The organism is Leptolyngbya sp. PL-A3, from assembly GCF_039962325.1.
In the GTDB taxonomy this organism is placed as follows: Bacteria; Cyanobacteriota; Cyanobacteriia; order Elainellales; family Elainellaceae; genus Vacuolonema.
In genome coordinates this window covers 1-17,657 of sequence record NZ_JAMPLB010000030.1, presented here as the reverse complement: position 1 = coordinate 17,657, position 17,657 = coordinate 1, and the positions used below count along the sequence as shown (strand labels likewise).

The 17,657-nt window shown below is 46.7% G+C and carries 12 protein-coding genes and 3 pseudogenes; 7 read left to right on the top strand and 8 right to left on the bottom strand.

The window, feature by feature from the left end; translation table 11 throughout:
* Nucleotides 1-39 precede the first annotated feature (39 nt).
* The 4 genes from NDI52_RS20690 (at nt 40) to NDI52_RS20675 (ending at nt 5,753) form a co-directional block, all read left to right on the top strand.
* Nucleotides 40-1,098: a cytochrome c peroxidase gene (locus NDI52_RS20690; protein ID WP_190789489.1), complete on the top strand. Its 1,059-nt coding sequence runs from the start codon at nt 40-42 to the stop codon at nt 1,096-1,098.
* A complete protein-coding gene (locus NDI52_RS20685) occupies nt 1,095-3,812 on the top strand; it encodes a DAHL domain-containing protein (protein ID WP_190789490.1) in 2,718 nt (905 codons plus the stop codon). The genes NDI52_RS20690 and NDI52_RS20685 overlap by 4 nt, the downstream gene beginning before the upstream one ends.
* Nucleotides 3,813-3,869: 57 nt before the next feature.
* Complete coding sequence (locus NDI52_RS20680; protein WP_190789491.1) at nt 3,870-5,057, top strand: substrate-binding domain-containing protein; 1,188 nt, start codon at nt 3,870-3,872, stop codon at nt 5,055-5,057.
* A gap of 195 nt (nt 5,058-5,252) precedes the next feature.
* Entirely contained in the window at nt 5,253-5,753 is a 501-nt protein-coding gene (locus NDI52_RS20675) for an IS1 family transposase (RefSeq protein WP_199307990.1), read from the top strand.
* Nucleotides 5,754-5,824: 71 nt separating this feature from the next.
* Here the strand turns inward: NDI52_RS20675 and NDI52_RS20670 are convergent, their stop codons facing one another.
* Nucleotides 5,825-6,313 (bottom strand): response regulator, encoded by a 489-nt coding sequence (locus NDI52_RS20670; protein WP_190789492.1) that lies wholly within the window; start codon nt 6,311-6,313, stop codon nt 5,825-5,827.
* Between the two features lie 151 nt (nt 6,314-6,464).
* Here NDI52_RS20670 and NDI52_RS20665 point away from each other — a divergent pair, with 151 nt between their 5' ends.
* Entirely contained in the window at nt 6,465-6,866 is a 402-nt protein-coding gene (locus NDI52_RS20665; protein ID WP_190789493.1) for a response regulator, read from the top strand.
* A gap of 75 nt (nt 6,867-6,941) precedes the next feature.
* Here NDI52_RS20665 and NDI52_RS20660 read toward each other — a convergent pair whose 3' ends face one another.
* On the bottom strand, nt 6,942-7,664 hold the full coding sequence (locus tag NDI52_RS20660) for a Crp/Fnr family transcriptional regulator (protein ID WP_190789494.1): 723 nt from the start codon (nt 7,662-7,664) through the stop codon (nt 6,942-6,944).
* A 281-nt stretch (nt 7,665-7,945) separates the two neighbouring features.
* Between NDI52_RS20660 and NDI52_RS20655 the strand changes: the two genes are divergently transcribed.
* On the top strand, nt 7,946-8,440 hold the full coding sequence (locus tag NDI52_RS20655) for a transposase (protein WP_348250391.1): 495 nt from the start codon (nt 7,946-7,948) through the stop codon (nt 8,438-8,440).
* 12 nt (nt 8,441-8,452) lie between these two features.
* A complete protein-coding gene (locus NDI52_RS20650) occupies nt 8,453-8,629 on the top strand; it encodes a hypothetical protein (RefSeq protein WP_242035922.1) in 177 nt (58 codons plus the stop codon).
* A gap of 119 nt (nt 8,630-8,748) precedes the next feature.
* On the opposite strand, the pseudogene NDI52_RS20645 reads toward NDI52_RS20650, so the two are convergent.
* The 6 genes and pseudogenes from NDI52_RS20645 to NDI52_RS20620 form a co-directional block, all read right to left on the bottom strand.
* Nucleotides 8,749-8,934, bottom strand: a pseudogene (locus NDI52_RS20645) (response regulator transcription factor); the annotation flags it as partial.
* Nucleotides 8,935-9,290: 356 nt separating this feature from the next.
* Nucleotides 9,291-9,668, bottom strand: coding sequence for a nuclear transport factor 2 family protein (locus NDI52_RS20640; RefSeq protein WP_190789496.1), 378 nt, complete (start codon nt 9,666-9,668; stop codon nt 9,291-9,293).
* Between the two features lie 66 nt (nt 9,669-9,734).
* Nucleotides 9,735-10,124: a RidA family protein gene (locus NDI52_RS20635; protein WP_190789497.1), complete on the bottom strand. Its 390-nt coding sequence runs from the start codon at nt 10,122-10,124 to the stop codon at nt 9,735-9,737.
* Between the two features lie 289 nt (nt 10,125-10,413).
* A pseudogene (locus NDI52_RS20630) lies at nt 10,414-10,674 on the bottom strand (thioredoxin domain-containing protein); the annotation flags it as partial.
* Between the two features lie 218 nt (nt 10,675-10,892).
* A pseudogene (locus tag NDI52_RS20625) lies at nt 10,893-11,551 on the bottom strand (response regulator transcription factor).
* A 6-nt stretch (nt 11,552-11,557) separates the two neighbouring features.
* Entirely contained in the window at nt 11,558-17,455 is a 5,898-nt protein-coding gene (locus NDI52_RS20620) for a PAS domain S-box protein (RefSeq protein ID WP_348256512.1), read from the bottom strand.
* Nucleotides 17,456-17,657 lie beyond the last annotated feature (202 nt).

Sequence of the window (17,657 nt, the reverse complement as noted above, 5' to 3'; positions counted from 1 at the left end):
TAAGCTCTTGTTTCCAAAACATTCCAAGGGGTACGAATCATGCGATTTGACCGTCTCGATCGAATATTTCAACGTCCCCAGGAGCGACGACCTCGACGCTGGATTATTTTAGTTGGACTGATTGGAACTGCAATCCTAATCGCACTATTATGGCAGCGGTTACAGCCTGACCCGATTGCCACATCAACTCAGCCCGAAATCACCATCACGAGTTCACAGAACGAGCCAATTCAACCGATTCCCCTACAAGTTTCACTAGATAAAAATAAAGTGCAGTTAGGAGAAAAACTCTTTGCTGACACGCGCATTTCCACCAATAATCAGGTATCTTGTCTCAGTTGCCATCACCTGGATCAAGGAGGGGCAGATCGACAAGTTCGATCCATTGGAGCAACTGGGGTGCGAACACAGGTAAATACCCCGACGGTTTTCAATATCGGCTACAATTTCCGGTTTAGTTGGAACGGACGCTTTGAGACGCTAGAGGCTCAGAACGAGGGATTAGCCCAGAACGTGATGGGGCTTTCTTGGGAGCAAGTCATCCCGAAACTTCAGCAAGTACCCGACTACGTTCAACTATTTAACGCCGTTTATGCTGATGGGATCACCTTGCCCAATGTGATTGATGCGATCGCGGTTTACGAGCGATCCCTCATTACGCCGAACTCCCGCTTTGATCAATTTTTGCGCGGCGATTACACGGTGTTAACAGTTGAAGAACAGGAGGGCTATCGATTATTTAAAAGTTACGGCTGTGTGAGTTGTCACCAGGGCGTGAATGTGGGCGGCAATTTGTTCCAGAAATTTGGGGAGATCGGAAATTATTTTGCCGATCGCGGCAACATTACCCCTGCCGACTATGGGTACTACAACGTGACGGGCAGCGAGAACGATCGATTCGTGTTCCGGGTTCCGAGCCTCAGAAATGTCGCAATCACACCGCCTTATTTTCATGATGGCACGGCTCAAACGCTTGAACAAGCGATCGCCGTAATGGCAAAGTATCAACTCGGTCGCCCCCTTCCTCAAGCACACGTTCGTCGCATTGCCCAATTTCTAAAGACGCTCACCGGAGAACCTCCCAGGAGTGCATCATGACCCGTGTTGATAGTTTTAATCACAATCGTTCAAGACGATCCAAGCGAGTAGGACGTTTTTCTCAATTGCTGTGTTGGAACACAGTGATCTGGATTGGTTTTGCGATCGTGTTGATGGTGTTGTGGAACAAAGCGAATATCCTTGATATTCATCAACATAGCCGCTACCTTACACTTTTACGTGAATCGCAAGAGGTTGATGCACGATTGAATCAGCGCGTTTTGGAAGCACGATTAGGGCAGCTTTCCTCCTACGATTCCATCGTGACCAAAATGGCTAAATTGAAGCAGATTCAAGCCAACCTGCAACAGATTCCCAGCTTTGTTGATCCCACAGAACATGCTGCCCTAGATCAATTGCTGCGCCGCCAGCAGGAACTGTTGCAAGCCAAAGAAGCACTGATCAACCAGTTCAATTCCCAAAATGCGGTTTTGAAGAATTCGCTGTCGTATTTTCCGATTTTAGTTCGCACGCTAGTCGAAAAACCAACAATCGCTCCATCCCAGTCTGAGCAGCTAAATTTGTTCCTTCAGAACGTTCTATTGTTAGATGTATTAGGAGACAACGGAGATGTCTCGGCTCAACTCATGCAACAGATTGAACAACTAGAAGCCGATCGATCCAATGAGCCAGAGTTAAAAACGGTGGTCGCTCATGCCCAGCTAATTTTACGAGGACAACCCCGATGGGAAGCCCTTCTTCACGGCATTTTGATTATTCCCACCAGAGACACTGGCGAAGCGATCGCAAAAACATACTATCAGTCTTATCAACGAACACTCACAACCGTTGACTTTTATCGATTCTGGTTTTTTGCCATGTGTACGGTTGGGGTGATTGCGATCGCCACGTCGATTATTCTCAAGCTGAAGCGCTCAGAACAGGCACTGCGACAAAGTGAAACAAAATTCCGCACCCTGCTCAGTGCCATTCCAGATTTGATGATGCGTTTAACTGCCGATGGTACATATTTAGACTTTATTCCAGCAAACAATTTCAAAGTTTATTTGAACCATACAGAACGGGATGTCGTGGGTAAAACTGTATTTGATGTTCTGCCTGCTAAATTAGCAAAAGAACGGATGGCTTATATTCGGCAAGTACTGCGAACGGGTAAACTACAAGTTTATGAGTATAAGCTAACAAATAATAGTAAAGTTCAACACTTAGAAAATCGAATTGTTGTGAGCGGTAAAAATGAAGTGCTGATCATTACGAGAGATATTACTGAGCAGAAAAAATCTCAAGAAGAACTGCAATGCGCCAAAGAAGCGGCTGAATCCGCAAACAAAGCGAAAAGCATTTTTCTCTCGAATATGAGTCACGAACTCCGAACGCCGTTGAATGTCATTCTTGGATTTGCCCAACTTCTAAGCTATAGTGATTCCCTCGCCGCTCAGCAACAACAACATTTAGATGCGATAAGCCGCAGTGGAGAACATTTATTGATGTTGATCAATGACGTTCTAGAAATGTCGAAAATTGAAGCAGGTCGCATCACTTTAAATGAAACCGACGTTGATCTTGATGCCGTCATCTCAACCCTACAACAGATGTTTCAATTTAAGGCAGAGTCTAAAGGGCTGCAATTAATGGTGGAACAATCTTCTGATTTACCGCAATATATTCGCACCGATGAAAGCAAACTGCGTCAAGTATTGGTCAATCTATTAGGGAATGCCGTTAAATTTACCCAAACTGGAGCGATCGTTCTGCGCGTCCAATGGCAACCTGACACGAACACCCTTCACTTCGCAGTGTCCGATACTGGTATTGGCATTGCACCGGAGGAACGCGATCGCATCTTTGATCCCTTTGCTCAAGCTAAGGCGACACAGCAATCCCATCAGGGGATACCCCTGCAAGCCCAGGACGGCACCGGGCTCGGCTTAGCGATCAGTCATCGGTTTGTTCAGCTATTGGGCGGAGAGATCTGGGTTGAAAGTCAGATCGGAGATGGCTCAACGTTTCACTTCACGATTCAGGCACCAATAGCTGAAAGAGATGGCATCCTGATTCAGTCGAGCCAACGCCAAGTCATTGGGTTAGAACCAGGGCAACCCACGTACCGCATCCTGATTGTGGAAGACAAACTCGAGAATCGCCAACTCCTGGTGGAGTTATTGCGTCCCATTGGGTTTGAGGTGCAGGAGGCGAGCAATGGACAGGATGCGATTGAGCAATGGAAAGCTTGGTCGCCGCACTTAATCTGTCTAGATTTACGGATGCCCGTGTTAGATGGCTATCAAGTCGCAGAACAGATTCGTACCCAGCGGCAAAACAATGAAGCCCCGACCATCATCATTGCCATCACAGGCAGTGCCTTTGAAGAAGACCGAGATCAGGCGTTAGCAGCGGGGTGTGATGATTTCGTACGAAAGCCGTTTCGAGCAGAGATTATTTTTGAAAAGATCGCACAGTACTTAGGAGTCCGCTACCGCTACGCAGCAGAACCAGGATCACTGTCCCTTCACACCTCGGTTCTCACCCCTGAAATGATTGAAGTAGTCCATCTGAACCAAATGCCACCCGCTTGGCAAACCCAATTGCATCAGGCAGCAATTTGCGTCGATGCAGAGGTCATTAGGCAATTGATCGAACAAATTCCAGAGTCGCAAGCAGATTTAGCAAAAGCTTTAACCCACCTTGTTGATCAGTTTCAGTTTGAAGAAATTGTTGCAAGAACTAAGCAGCTATTGCTGAAGATTGATTAAGAAAAAGGGGTGTAGATTCGTTACCGTTTCTCGATCAGACTTTAAGGCAGGGTGCACATGAATACGATAGTTAGATTTGCTTGTTGGTTTTCCCCTTTAATAAGTGTTTTACTATTTGCGGCTTGTAGTCATCAAAATAATGCTGAAAACAATATAGACACGAATACGATAAACAATCCATCTATAAGTACAAACACTACAAAATTTGCTACGGCGAAAGGATGTAAGAATGTTGGAATTTTGTTACCGGAATCAGATTCTTCAATCAGATATGAGACTTACGATCATCCCTTGCTAGAAAAAGAAATTAAGCAAGCGATTCCAGGCGTCACAGTTCAATACGCTAACGCAAACAACAATGCGAACACTCAACAGAACCAGGCAGAAGAGGCACTGATGAAGGGAGCTTGTATTCTTGTGGTTGGTCCGCAGAATAGTGATAAAGCGTCGGTGATTGTGCAACGAGCGAAAGCTAGCCGGGTTCCGGTGATTGCCTACGATCGCTTAATTCAAGACCCAGACACTGCCTTCTATGTTTCGTTTAATAATGTTCGTGTTGGTGAACTACAAGGACAATACATTGTTGATCAGTTTCATAAAGGCGAATTTGGTCTGAAGCCCGGTGCAAATCTGGTGATGATCCATGGAGCGCAAACAGATAACAATGCCTTGCGGTTCAGAGAAGGTGCGCTGAAAGCATTGCAGCCGTTGATTGATAGCAAAAAGATTAATCTAGTTTTCGACCAATATACGCCGAACTGGGATAGTGCTCAGGCACAATCGAGTATGGAAAGGCTGCTGACGCAGCAGCAAAATGTTCAGATTGCTTATGTTGCAAATGATGGAATGGCGAATGCGGCGATTGCAGCGCTGAGGGCGCAGAATCTAGATGGCAGGGTGTTAGTGACGGGACAAGATGCGACTGTCACAGGAATTCAGAACATTCTCACGGGTGATCAGGTGATGACGGTTTATAAACCGATCGCGAAACAGGCGCAAGTGACGGCGCAGGTAGTCGCGGCGTTGAGCAATGGAACTGATCCGAGAACCTTGGTAAATGGGCAAACGGCATTGGAACCAGGAGGACAGTTGGCAACCGTGTTGTTAGATCCGATCGTAGTGGATAAATTGAATATTCAGCAGACAGTGATTGCGGATGGATATTTGACGAGGGAGCAGATTTGTCATGGATTAAATGATGACACGACGGGAATCTGTCGCAATATTGCTCATGCAAAGCAGTAGATAGATCTTCGGTTTGAAGGGAATCCAGTTACTGTCGAGGATCGAGAGAGTAACCCTGCAATGCGAAACCTGTTACTGATCGCCAGATAGGAACAGCAGGAAGTAGACGCACAGGCAATTTTGAATGCAGAGGATTTAATGTACAGCGAACTCCTCATGTTGGAACTCCCGTAGTGCTTTCATTCGGCACTATGATTGAAGAATTTAAAAAAATTCCTCCAACGGGTGCCTGCTAACGAAGCGGTGCTGGAACGATTAGCTCAACCTCAAAACCTCGAAGTTGTCCTACAGCGAGGAGGAGAAGCCGAAATGGACGAGATGTGGAGTTTCGGTGGCAACAAAAAACAAGAGCGATGGTTGTGGCATGCGATCGATCATCCAACGGGTGAGATTCTCGCTTACGTCCTGGCTCCTCACGTTGACGTTGCGTTGAAAGAGTTAATGGCACTGTTAGCCCCTTTTGGTATTCATCGTTTTTACACCGATGGTTGGGGCGCGTATGCCAGAGTCCTTGATGAAAATACTCATGAGGTTGGTAAACGCCATACCCAGAAGATTGAGCGCAAGCATCTCAACCTATGGACTCGAATCAAACGATTAGCACGCAAAACGATTTGTTTTTCAACGTCTGAACGATTACACGATACTGTTATTGGGCCATTCATCAACCGTTATGAGTTGGGTCGGGTCGTTTAGCCCCACCCACACGTCTAGAACACCACCGAAAATGACAACCCTCTCTATAGATCACACACTGTACTTGCCGATCATTTGCTGCTCCTTCCTATCACTTCTACCACAGCCGTCACTAGTTCATCGGGGTCGGTTGGCTTGGGCAGATGCTTTTGAAAGCCTGAAAATGCTAACTTTTGGCAATCTTCTTCAGTGAACAGCCCCGTCACTGCAATGGCTGGAAGCTGTTTTCCCTCTGCCACTGTGATCGCAGTGACTTTTTGAAGCAACGTGTATCCATCTTCATCAGGAAGGCAAATGTCACTGATCAAAACATCAGGGCAAGCTTGCTGGACAGCCAAGACTGCGGCCTGACTCGAAGCAACTTCAATCACCTTTGCACCTTCGGTTTCCAGTATGAAGCAAAATAGATTGCTGGTATCGATATCATTATCCACGACCAGCACCCGCAATCCAACGAGAACTGGCGACCGATTTTTAGCGCCGTGTCCCTGATTGTTTTCCTTCACGAGGAAATTGTTATCCGTGTAATTAAACATCATAAATTCAGCCGTGAAGGGCAAGATTACGAATGTTAAGCGCTGCGATCTCGCTCAATACAATAACAATGCACACCGCTGGGCAGATTAAATCTGAGCAAGCATTCGTCAGCATAGTGCAAGGCTGTTCAAATCTTGATTTAATTAGCCTTTCTTCCTTAAAAATCAAATTATTGTGACTGTTTCTCATCGTCGTTATGTGCTGGTTGTGGATGACCTCATCGACAACTTGACCCTCATGCAATGTGTTTTAGATCTAGCAGGGTATCTGGTGAGTACTGTCACCACTGGCACGGCAGCGATCGCCACCGTGCAACGCGCTCCCCCTTGCTTGATTTTGCTCGATGTGATGATGCCGGATCTCAGTGGCATCGAGGTGACCCGACAGCTTCGCCAAGAGCAGGAGTTGCCGTTGATTCCCATCTTGCTGCTCACAGCCGACCACGAGATCACGCTGGAGCAAGCGTTGGAGATCGGAGCAAACGGAGTCCTGCACAAACCGCTTGATTTGGACGAGGTGTTGTCAAAAGTCGAGGCTTACTGTAGGTTCAATGAGCAAGCCTTCAATCGAGACTGATTTCATCGTAAAGAAATCGATCGCGCCAGTCGGTCGAATTTTCAACATAAAGATACTTTTCTATCCAAAGAAGGACTACGCTGTCTCACTGCCTAATAGATGAGCAAACTCGCTTTGAATGACCCCGTAGCACTCACAAGCAAACTCTTCTAGCCCCGATTGATCGAGAATCGTGATTTTGCCGCGTGTGTAGCGAATCAGTCCGGCTTGGCTGAGGTTGCCAGCCGCCACGGTCACACTAGAGCGACGAGTTCCCAACATCTGACCCATGAATTCTTGTGTGAGCGAGAACTCATTCTTCTGCACACTGTCGCGCACGAGCAAAAGCCAACGGGCAAGACGTTCTTCAGTGGTGTGAAACCGATTGCAAGCAGCACATTGAGACGCTTGCGTGAACAGTGCTTGAACGTAGCGCAGCAGCAAGCGCTGCAACGGTCCACCGCGATCGAATTCGGCTCTCAGCACCGCTGCATCCATCCGCATCGCACTATCTGCAACCTGCACAATGGCTCGATGTGCCTTTGTTCTGTTGCCTAAAACCGAAAAAATTCCGGCCATTCCCTCTTGCCCAACCAGACCGATTTCGAGGACAGAACCATCGAGCATGGGGGCGATCAATGAAATCACGGAATGATGAGGAAAATAAACGTGCGGCGCAGGCTCATCAATTTCGTAGATGACTTGCTCTAAAACTAGTGAAACCTGCTGCAAATGGGGCAGCAGCCGCTGATAGACTTCAGTAGGTAAAGCCGCAAGTAGCCGATTGACGGGAACACCAGAATCTTGATTGATGGACATGAGTACCTCCCTTTAAATGTGCCAAGTCGAGAAAATCAACTGTCAGCACAAGGGAGGGACGCTGTAATCCACTCCAATATGGCAATAGAAACTTTTCTAGTTCCACGACAACCTGCCGGAACTATCTTCACACTAGCAAAAGTTGGTGATTTAGGAGCAGATTATCCATAATGGAAATAATCTTTGCTTTCTCTACCTGAGATCTTGCACCATTCTCAGTAAGGGTTGCCAAAGAGCCATTTCGAGTTTGGCGGGGGAAGGGCTATGCCAGTCTGGCTCAGTTGGGCCGCAAGTTGTTGGCGACGGTGCCCAAGTCCTTGCTCAACGGTCGAGTGGTTCTGATGCAGGCCGATATCGAGTTTGGTACTCTCCAGTTTCTCGATGCGGTTCGTAAACGTTCTTGGCGACCTGTCGTTGGCCTGCGGAGCAATCGTACGCTCAAGGACGGTCGCTGCCTCAAAGACCTCTACCGTCATGACAAGCGTGGTCTACAAGTGTATCTCAAGGGCATGGACTATCCCCTGACCGTGTCCTGGTTTTGGCTCAAACAGGCCGATGGCAAACGAGAACTGCGATTTGTCGCGTCCACCTATCCGTATTCAGGAGCCTATCTGGTGCAGTTGGGACGCAAGCGTTGGGCCATCGAAGGCTTTTTCAAAACAGCTAAACATCGGTTTGGGCTTCATTGTTTTGGTCAAGGAACCACGCTAGGAGTATATCGTTGGCTCATTTTGTCGTTGATTGCTTATTTGTTAGCGCATTGGATTGACCAATAGTCACTGCCTCCTATGCTGGACTGGAAAGCGGCTAGCCGTTTAGCTCTGGAAACTTTATTGCCCGTGATTGTCTGGTTTCAATTACTCAAACAGATCCGAATGAGTACAGATATTGCGGCACAGTATGGGTTTGAAATTGTTCTCAAATTCTTGCCTGACCAGGCTTACTGGAAAAGGTTCAAGATCTGAGATATCCTAATTCGACCCGCTCATGGGTAAATTCATTCCTGGAAATTTCCTTAGTGTTCCTGGTGGTGAAATTTGCTCTACAACTTCCAGTGCTTCTTCAAAATTCATCATTGAACCTCCTAAATCAGCCCTTGACGTAAAGCAACTACAGCAGCTTGTACACGATGGTCAACTCCAAGTTTGTTGAAGATACCACGTACATAAGTTTTTATAGTGTTCTGGCTCAGATATAGATGGGCTGCAATTTCAGAATTACTTTGACCTTCCGCCATGAGTTTCAAAACTTCCAATTCACGGCTTGAGAGCCTGTGCGTAGCCTGAAAAGACACTGAGGAAGAGTATTTTGTCTCTTGCATAAAAAACCTCTTAGGTGGTGTTAAAGTTGCTCACTATGAGTTATAAATCAATCAAGTTTTTGCTGATAGCTGTACATTGCAACCTGTGACAGAAGCAAGATGACTCGATACAGAAACATTGCGGCTTGATGCAAAAGGATTGCAATTTGATACGAAAGCCTTGCAGCTTTGTGCAGAAGCGTTGTGACTAGAGCGGCGATCACTGCCGCGATTTACCCTACCTCAGCGATCACACCACGGACAAGATCTAAAGTTATACCCTCTAACTTGCGGTGAATTCAAAAGACGAATCTATGAGCTTCTAATTACGCTACGCTGCTAGTTTCATCCTTGACTTCGGGTTTGATGACGAAAGCTCTTAGTTCGACCATCTTGCCGCCGCGAAAGCGCCAGACATCGCAGTACGAGTAATGAGCCGCCTTCCCGTCTTTGCCCTTGATTGTCAGGTCGCCAACTGCTGTAACGAAATCACCTTCAGCGATTAAGTTGGTGACGATATTCAAAGGTGGTTCCACATACTCCGTTGCCATCCATTGGCGAACGGCTTCCTTCCCTTGAAGGGTATTGTCGGCGACAAATGTCCATTGCGTGTCGTCGGTGCAGAACGACAAGAATCCTTCATAGTTGCCTTCAGCAATTGCTGCGTTTGCCGCTTCTAAGATGGCTTTATTGTTGTTTGACATCTAAATTTCTCCTTTGTTCAAATGGATACTTTAACGGAGCCGTCTTTGCTGCCACTGATGCAAAACTCATAGAACAATTGCAGTAACGCGGATTTCAATTCGCATCATTGGAAGTCCAAGAGCCGCGACTCCTACCTGTGTCCAAACTGGGGCATGGTTGGGCATGTAATGACGATATAGCCTGACCATCACATCGTTAACTTCTGGAGGAAACCCGCCAACATGGTAAGAATTGACATGAACAACATGCTCCCAACCCGCCCCGACAGTCGCCAGGGTTCGCTCTATGTTCCGAAATGCTTGGGCAATCTCATCCGCAAGCGATTCTGGAATTTGCAGGTTGTCATCCCAGTCACCTTGACCTGATGTCTCAACGCGATCGCCAATTTTTACCGCTTGCGAGTAATGCAATTGATTCAAAAGATATTCCCCATAGGTTTGAAGGCCCGAAGGCAGATTTGGATACCCAAGCGCGGTAGCTTCGCTTCACGCAGTGTTCGCTGTCAGACAAACTCCAAGCGAGAGGTACAGGAAAGTAAACAATGTAAATCGTTTCATTCTTTCTTCTCCGGTGAATTTCAGCACAAAATCAAATAACCGAGGATGCGGTGGGGAACTTCCCTAGCTTTTGTGGGTGGTTAGAAGACACTTTAGGCATAGTGATGAAGTCCTTTGATACATTTGCTGATGGTTTCACGAACTAACGAGATCACCGAAGACCCTTCCGATGGCTTTGAGAAACGGGTGCTGCTTGGGCTGCCCGTTGAGCATGAGGATGAATCTGTGTTTGTGGAAAATGACGGAAGATGAAGCATAAATAATCTTCTCCAAAAGCAGCACGAAGCTCTCGTTTGATCGCTTTAATCAGCTTGTAAACGTCCGCACTTCTAGGGCATTGATAGTCTCCGTACATCACCAGCACTACTTTGGCGCTCAGAATACCTTGAATCCAATCTTGAGTTGAAGGTGGTACAAGTAAAGAACTGTGGCTACGATCGTTACTCATCTTTTTACATTTGCACCAAGCATGGAACCGTGCAATTTACTTGCTCGATCCATTTGCATGACTGTTTGCATAAATTCAATATAGGCGGCCGCCTTCAAGCTGTCGCCTACAGCAAGTTGAATTTTTTACAGTGCAAATTGATAGATTAACCGTGCCATCGCGAAGTAGAAGGTAGGCTCTAACTTAAGATAGGCTCTCAACTCGATCGAAAGTACATTCTATAAACTAACAATGCCGCGTTTAACCGCAACAATCACAGCTTGGGTGCGATCGCTCACATCCAATTTATTCAAAATCCGGTTGACATGGGATTTAACAGTACCTTCACCGATGCTCAAAGCAGCCGCAATATCAGCGTTACTCATCCCCTGTGCCAGTGAGCGGAGTACAGCTAGTTCTCGTTCACTCAGTTCTGGATTGCTGAGCCGTTGAACTAACTTTGCTCCCACATCGGGCGGAATATACTTCTGACCCCGATGAACGGTACGAATGGCGTTTAGAAGCTCGTCCGGTTCAGTTTCTTTCAATAGGTATCCTTTTGCGCCTGCCTGCAATCCCCGATAAATATCTTCATCACTATCATACGTGGTCAGTACAATAATTCGAGCCGATTTAGCCGTCGCACAAATTGCCCCGATGGCGGCAACTCCCTCCACTCAGGCATGCGGAGATCCATGAGTGTGACATCTGGTTGATGTTCCCCAAATAGCGCGATCGCTTGTTCCCCATTTTCGGCTTGGGCAATCACCTGCATCTCTGGATCACAGTTAATAATTGTGGCTAATCCTTGCCGAAAAATAGCATGATCGTCCGCAATCAGAACCCGAATTGGGGGTGTGGGGTGTGAAGTGTGGGGCGTGAGATGTGGATTAGTCATTTCACCCTACACCCCAACGACTACGATAATCTCTGTTCCCTGCCCAGGTTGACTCCTAATTGTGAGTTGTGCGCCGATACGTTCTGCTCGCTCGCTCATGCCGAGTAAGCCAAAACCCTCAGAGACTGGAATACTTCCAACTCCAAAGCCCTGTCCATTGTCTTTCACACGCAAGCAAACCTGATCGCGATCGTAGATTAGCTCCACTCGAATTTCGTCAGCATTGGCATGTTTAATCGCATTGGTTAATGCTTCCTGCCCCATCCGCAGTAGGTTATTCTCGACTTCAGTGGGGAGAGCATACACTGCCCCCTCGATCTCATAGTGCAAAGTGGTATCCATTGCGGCAGCTCTAGTCTGAGCGATGAGACGATGGAGAGCACTCTGTAAATTGCCTTCTTCCAAAAGCTGAGGACGGAGCGCGACGACCGATCGCCGTGCTTCAGTCAGTCCAGTTCGCGCCAATTCTTTGATCAGATCCAGGTGTGCCCCAGTTGCTTCTACATCATCCGTGAGCACCTGGTTTGCAGCTCCCACTTGAGCCAGAATGCCTGTAAACGACTGAGCGAGTGTGTCGTGAATTTCGCGTGCCATGCGGTTGCGCTCCTCTAAAATTGAGGCTTCTTTTGCTTGCTTCAGCGCCGTAATATCTCGCACTAACCAAATCACCTGCTCGTGCCGAATCGGGGCAATGCGAGCCGAAAACCAGGCTTCTCGTCCAGCTATCCAGTGGCTGTATTCAACGGTGAGGACTTGTTGGGTTCTCAGTACCTGCTGAATGTAACTCAGGAATTTATCGGCTTGTTCTTTTTCAAAAATCTGGTGCAGTGTTTGACCAATCTGCTCCTCAATAGGTCGATACAACTGATTCGGTTTCACTTTGACTGCTTCGACCACTCGCCCTTCAGCAGTAAGGACAAACAACGGATCGGGAATGGCTGAAACGAGTGCCCGCAGTTCTGCTTCAGAGGCTTGCAGCGCGGCTTCTGCTTTCTTGCGATCGTCGATATCCGTATAAACTCCCAACTTACGGATGGGTTCACCAGATTCATTCCAGGTAACAATTTTGCCGACAGCAAGAATCCATTTCCACTGACCATTCTGGGTACGCAGGCGAAACTCTGCTTGATAGTTGGGGACTTCTCCAGTAATACAAGCATGGCAAATTGCAACCGTTGATTCTCTGTCGTCAGGATGCAAACCCTCAATCCACCTAGATGGGGTCTCGTGAAATGTTGCCGGATCGTAGCCCAGCATTAAAGCGTATTCTGGGTTAACCACGATTTCTCCAGTTTTGATATTGACATCGTAGAGTCCTTGATTTGAAGCGGTTAATGCTAAGCGTAGTCGTTCTTCACTCGTCTGTAGAGCGGCTTCTGCGTGTTTGCGATCGCTAATATCTACAACCACCCCTTCGATGTATCCATCGGCTGAATTCAGATAAGAAGAGAAAAGTACCCAAAACAATGTCCCATCTCGTTTCCGCACTTGGGCTTCAAAGTTTCGCACTTCCCCATCCCGCTTCAGCAACTCAAGGAATTGTTGGCGATAGCTAGGATTGACATAGTAGCCTGCGGTGTGTTCAATCCCAATGATCTCCTCTGGTGAGTCAAAGCCATACAGATTGGCAAAGCGTTGATTGGCATCGAGAATTAATCCATCCGAGAGACGGGTGCGGTAGATGCCAACCTGCGAGTTTTCAAAGATAGTTCGGAACTTGGCTTCACTTTGCCGTAACGCAGCAGTTCGTTCTGCAACCTGTTGCTCTAAAGTGCAGTTATAGTCGGCCAGGAGTTTCTCGGCTTGTTTGCGCTCTGTAATATCCTGAAAGGTAGCGATCGCATAAGTGATATTTCCCTGTTGATCAAAAACGGGTGTTCCCTGTGCCTCAATTAGAATTGAGACATGACCTCGACGAATTTCTATATCTTCAGTCCTGATGCGTTCGCCCCTTAATGCCCGCACAATGGGCAAGCTCTCCGCGGGATAAATTTGATCCGTTCCCGCTACATAAAGCTGATAAGCCTCTGAGATCTGCTCTGGTGCTATGGAAGTATCAGTTTCTTTGCCTATGAGTTGATTGCCGCATTGGTTGGTATAGTAAAGGCGACCCGTCGCATCCACGATCGCAATTCCCACCGGAATCGCTTCGAGGAACTGGGTGATCTTACTTTCCTTGGCCTGCAGTTCTGAATAAAGGTTGGCATTTTCGATGGAGATCGCTGCTTGAGTCGATAGTAGCTGCAAGACCTGTGATCGCTCTGGTGTAAATACTCCAGCGGCTAACCGATTTTCTAAATACAATACACCGACTAGTTTGGCTTGATTCAGCAGCGGCAAACAGAAAATAGATTGAGGCTGGTTCTGTTGAATGTATGGCTCATTAATAAAATCACCTTCACGAGTCGCATCATTTAAGGCGACAGGCTGCAGAGTCCGAATCACATATTGAATGATTGATTCTGGCAATTGATCGGCAATTGGAATAGACTGTAACACCTGAGTGGCGCAAGCATTCTCACCGGCATTGAGTTCACAAGCTGCTTCAATCGACCACTCTCCTGAGTTTTCTAAAATCAGATATCCGGTTTGTGCACCAGCATTCTCAATTAAAATTTGCATCAGTGATCGCAGCAATTGATTCAGTTCAATTTCACGAGAAATTGCCTGTGAAGCTTTCATCACTGCTGCTAAATCGAGACTGGTATGGAAGGGATTAGAGATGGTTTTAGCAGTAACAGGAATTGATGCGGAAGCGGCTCTAGACGACTGAGGAAAGAACTGTGGATAGTGAGCTTCTAAGTCTTTAACTTTAGCAGTTGCGCCCCAGCGATCGTAGCAATAGTGCGCTTCTTTCATGTAGGTTTGAGCAATTTTTTCTCGGCCTCGCGCCAGATAGTGTTTAGCCGCTAATTCATAAGCTAATGCTTCTTCCTGGATATACTCATTTTCAGCAGCACCTGCGATCGCTCGTTCATAAAGCTCTTCAGCCTCAAGAAACTGCCCTAAAACTCGCGCTTTCTCTGCTTCGACTAGATGAAATTTATGTAAATAATTCATTGGGGCGTGTTCTGCCCATTTTTGCACCTTTTTTTGGTTAGAGCTAACACAACTTAGCCAATCTTCTTCTTCAGAGCTTGAAGCCTCAACCAATAGGCTCAAAAGCACCAGAGAATCGTAGAAATGGAATATAGGTTCTGTTATTTCTTCTAAAGGCTGCCTTGCTAACACAGCAGTTTGTGCAGCTTGATGATATTCCCCAAATAGATAACACAGTATAATTTTGTTTAAATAGAGGTAGGGAATTTCAGTTCTGTCTTTAACTGCAATAGCGCGCGATAGCGCTTGCTCTTCATCATATACATTACCAATCAAACGGGTGGGATTCTCAGATCTACCTAACAGATTAAGGATTGTCTGCCACAACACTGCAATCCAATTAGAGGGGTTTTCCCGTCTGATTTGTCTGATTGCTTTGCTGTAGGTTGCCGTTTTTTGTTCCAGTTGGGTGAGTTCCTCACCGGCAAGAAACGAGTAACAACATACATTACATGCAGCATAGCCAGCGAATTCAAAGTCTCCGGTTTCCACTCCGTTTTGATAAACATCAACCTGAATTGGTATTATTTCCCTAAAATGTACCTTCCGGTGCATGATGTTGGCACTAAATATCGCTAATGCTTTAGCATTCCTTTTTTTGCTATTCAATCGTTCTGTCAAGCTAAGAGCTAATTGACCAAATTTATAACCGAGTTCAATGTCTTGAACAATGTCACCTAGAACAACTCCGTAGGCAGCATAACTCAGTGGTGACCAGGTAGCATTGCCGTAGTTGATTGATAAATTTACCATTTTGCACACAATCAGTATCATCAGTGCTGATGACACCATATTTGCAGCAACCACGATATTCACCAGGATATACATTGCTGCCAGCGGTTCTGGTGCGGTCATCTTTGCTAGATTAATTAAGTCTTCGATGTCTCGTCCAGCTAATAGTGCAGTCGTTGACTCCAATTCTTTTTGAACATCTAACTGACTTGGATTTTCTATTAAATTGATTCCCAAGAGCTTTAACGCTTCCAATCCAGTTTTTAGTACTTCTTTCAGGTTGCCCTGTGACAAATATCCTTGAATTCTGCTATCGTAAGCCTGTACTTTGTCAACCACTGTTTTGGCACGAGCGAGTACCACTTCTACCAACTGTTCCATCTCATCAAAGCGACCTTGGAGATACGCCGCTTCTGCTGCTTCTGAATACAGCGCTAAGGTGAGGTCATACTCACTCTGCCAACTCTCTGTATCAAGAAGTTGAATCCCTGTCGTGAAATACTTAAACGCTGCGTCATAAGCCGTTGCTGTCTTTGCTTTCTGACCTGCCCTTAAATTCAATCTGGCAATTTCAGTTCGTTCTGATCGAACAGTGACTAGCTCAAGTCCTTGATTGAGATGATCGACAATGGCAAACAACCGCTCGGATCGTTGCTCTGGTGAAGTTTTTTCGAGCAAATTGCGACCGATTTGGACATGAACAACCTGTTTCTGCGACTCATCAATCAAAGCATAAGCCGCTTGCTGAACGCGATCGTGCAGAAACTTATACTCTTGAACCAACAAATCTTCGTCCAATTCAGACAGAGTTTGAATTAATCCCGCTTGTATTGCTGCAAGTAGATCCTGGAAAATTGCTTTCGGTGATTTTTCCCAAACGGTTCCTTCGGAGTTGCGCTCTGCGCTAAGCGCCAACGTTTCTAAATCAAACTCAGACCCAACACAAGCCGCGGTGGAGAGAACTTGCTGTGTTGCTTCCGGCAATTTCTGCAACTGACGCAGCAGCAACTCCACCACGTTAGCAGTGATATCTTGAGCTTCAATCTCAGCTAGGTTCCACTGCCAACTCAACTGTTGGGCATCAAAGGTCAACAGGTTTTCGCCATGCAGCAGCTTCAAAAATTCACCAACAAAGAAAGGGTTGCCCTCGGTTTTACGCAACACGACTTGGGCTAGGGAGCGAACGGTATCAGGATTGTGATGTAATGTCTCAGCTATCAGTTGACTCAACGGTTCCAGTGTTAAGGGGGTCAGGATAATTTCCTGAAATACTGCTCCCCCTTTTCGCAGGCTCTCTAGCGTTAAGACCAACGGATGCTCTGGAGTCAGTTCGTTATCTCGGTAGGCTCCGATCAAAAACAGATACTGGATTTGCTCGTCAAGCAATATGAGTTCAATTAACTTCAACGTCGCAGAATCGATCCACTGTAGATCGTCTAAAAAGATGACTAGGGGATGCTCTTTTGCACAGAACGCCCGCACAAACCTTTGAAACGTGAGGTTGAAGCGATTCTGTGCTTCTGTTGCTCCAACTTCGGGCACAGGGGGCTGCTTGCCAATAATGAACTCAACTTCGGGAATGACATCGATGATAATTTGTCCGTTGCTTCCCAAAGCAGTGAGTAGACGCGATCGCCATACTTCCACCTGTTCATTAGGTTCACCCAAGAGTTGCTGCACCAATTTTTGCAGGGCATCGACGATCGCGCTGTAGGGAGTATTGCGCCGGAATTGGTCAAATTTGCCAGAGATAAAATAGCCGTGCTTTGCGGTGATCGGTTTAAAGAGTTCCTGTACCAATGCTGTTTTGCCGATGCCCGCATAACCGGAGACCAGCATCATTTCACGGACTGCCTGACTCCCTGCCACTCTGTCAAACGCCACCCATAATGCTTCGATCTCCGCTTCTCGCCCATACAGTTTTTGAGGAATATGGAACTGCTCGGAGACATCTTGCCGTCCCAACGATAGGGCGTTAATCTGACCCATTTCCGCCAGTTGTTGGGCACAGCGCTCTAGATCTGCTTTGATGCCCCAGGCACTTTGATAACGATCCTCTGCATTTTTTGCCATCAGTTTCAAAATTAGGTTTGAAACAGGTTGAGGAATCGTGGTATTCAATTCATGTGGAGGAGTCGGCGGTCTAGCAATGTGACAGTGAACTAGTGGGTCATTTGACTCGAATATCGCCATTTTTTATAGGCGGCTGTCAAGATAGTAGGGAACCCTTGGGTGCCCTGCTATGACCCGTCGCCAAAAACATCCCCTGCGTGAT